The sequence below is a fragment of the Streptomyces sp. NPDC056948 genome (assembly GCF_042674225.1).
Classification (GTDB): domain Bacteria; phylum Actinomycetota; class Actinomycetes; order Streptomycetales; family Streptomycetaceae; genus Streptomyces; species Streptomyces purpurascens.
Genome location: NZ_JBHUQX010000739.1, coordinates 1 through 2,190, shown reverse-complemented (window position 1 = coordinate 2,190; position 2,190 = coordinate 1). Strand labels below are relative to the sequence as shown.

The 2,190-nt window shown below is 67.3% G+C and carries 2 protein-coding genes; both read left to right on the top strand.

Annotated elements, in window-relative coordinates:
• Positions 1 to 127 precede the first annotated feature (127 nt).
• Positions 128 to 1,150 (top strand): YaaC family protein, encoded by a 1,023-nt coding sequence (locus tag ACFTZL_RS44200; RefSeq protein ID WP_382596099.1) that lies wholly within the window; start codon positions 128 to 130, stop codon positions 1,148 to 1,150.
• 133 nt (positions 1,151 to 1,283) lie between these two features.
• The gene (locus tag ACFTZL_RS44195; protein WP_382596096.1) at positions 1,284 to 2,138 is read left to right on the top strand and encodes a hypothetical protein; all 855 of its coding nucleotides are present in this window, start codon (positions 1,284 to 1,286) and stop codon (positions 2,136 to 2,138) included.
• Positions 2,139 to 2,190: the final 52 nt, after the last annotated feature.

Below are 2,190 nucleotides of genomic sequence, written 5' to 3'. Positions count from 1 at the left end.
GGTCATCAGGAGCCACGGACCCCTGCCTGAACCTGAACAGCGAGGACGACGGGCGATGTACCTTCATGCCGGTTCCGAAAGATCCTGGCGGCGGCTGCGTGCCCACCGCAGAGTCCCGGCGAGAGCCGTGCACTCCCACGAGGAGCGTCACCACACGTTCGTGGACGCCCTCAAGTCGATGGAGCGGCTCTTCCGTCAAGCGGAGGAGCAGCCCCCTGCCGCTCGGCCCCTTCCCCTTCTCCACGGTCTGTGCCAGGCCGCTCGCGCCATCGCCAGTTGCGCACCCGGACTCGCCGACGACGGCTGGCGGCTCACGTCGAACGGCATACGCTCCACCGCTCCCCTGCCCGGCGACCTCGCGGACATCGCGCTGGTCACGGAGCCGCCCGGATCCGCGGGTGGCTTCGCCCGGGTGAGCGAGATCCTCGGCTCACCGGTCTGGGGAGACACGCCCCTGCGCCTGGAGGACGCCTGGGACGCTCTGCCCGTCAACCTGGACCATCCGCTGACGGACAGGCGCCGGCGTACGCCCTTGTACGTCCACGGCGATGTGGGAGACGCCGAACCGCGCGCGATCCTGACCGTGTCCGTGTGCGACATCCCGGACCACGTGATGCGGGCGGGAACCCGCGAAGCACTGGACGAGCATCTGGGGTTCTTTCCTCCCGCGGCCACCTGCCACGGCTACGGCTGTCACGTCCGGGACGGAGCCCTGGTTCCGGCACTCTCCCCGTTCCCGCACGGCCGCGGAGGCATTCGCATGGACTGGGTCATGCCGCAGGGCGAAACCGGCCGGTCAGCCCGCCTCGACCGGCTGCGCTCGATGACCACCGAGTACGCGGGAAACCGGTACTTCATGCCGGTGATCCCGTCTCTGCGGGCGGAGTTGCATCCGCTGATGGCCTGGTGGGCGGTGCTCTGCGGACTGGGTTCGCTCATGCACGACCGGCCGGACGACTGGCGCGCGCACCTCGGAACCGAGGGCACCGTCAAGGCGGCCGAATCCGTGAGCCATCTGCTCCGCGAAGCTCCGAGAGATCTCGCGCACGTCATCGCGGAAGCCCTGGAACAGGCGGCCGCGACGACTTCGTCGCACGACCGGGACCGGAGCAGTCGGCCGAAGGCGGGGCCACACCACCCCGCCATGTGAACCCCGGCTCGCCGGCCCGCGCGTCCACAGGCGCTCACCGCGCCGCTCTCCTTCCTGTGAGATCCCTGAACACAGGTCCCGGGCACCCCGTATGTAGCGAAAGAACGGAAAGAATCGCACGACGGGAGAAATCATGAAGCGCGCATCGCGCATGAATTCGATACCCGGGATCCGAGTGGCCGCCCTCTCGGCAGTCCTTGTCGTAGGCTGCGGCGGGATTGTCATGGCCGGTGTCTCCGCCTCCGCGGGAGAAAGCGGACAGAGGTCCGGCGAAAAAGCCGCGGCGGCGTTCACCCCTGCCATCGAAGAAATCGACCAGCCGTCGGCACGTGTCATTGAGTGCCCGGATGTGGACAGAGCGATCTCGCGGTTCTCCGCGGAGCACAAGGGGGAGGTGCAGCAAGCACTGATCCTTCTGGATGCCCAAGTCATCGCCGCGAATGAGCGGTTCGAGCGCGATCTCGCCTTGACGCGGGAGCAGATCCTTACTCCCCTGGAGAACGAACGACGCTCGACCATTCGAAGAATCGTTTCCTTGACTCAGCCGGACGACACCGGGGTGGCGCGACAGTTGGAGGAACTGGCCGCGTGCACGCTGCGCACCGGCCCTAACAGCGAAGACACCCAGGAGTCCGGGACCGACGCCCCGGGCACGGGAATCATCGACGCCGACGTCGCCCCACCAAGGGCCGGCGGGAGCAGGCCCGGAGTCGGCAACGGCAATGGGAACGGCAATGGCAACGGCAACGGTGACGGCCGGAACAACGGAAACGGGAACGGTCAGGGCAACGGGAACGGGAGGGGCCAGAACAACGGAAACAACAACGGCAATGTCAACGGCACAGGAGATGGCCAGGACAGCGGCAATGCCAATGGCAACGAAAACGGCGCCGGAGACGGCCAGGACAACGGAAACAACAACGGGAACGACAACGGCGGCGACAGCGAGCGACTGAGCACTGACCGTCGCGGCGACTCTGCCGGCTGAGCGTCTGGTCCAGGAGGGGAGAAGGAAACGTTGTGCGCCGGCTCTATCAGGA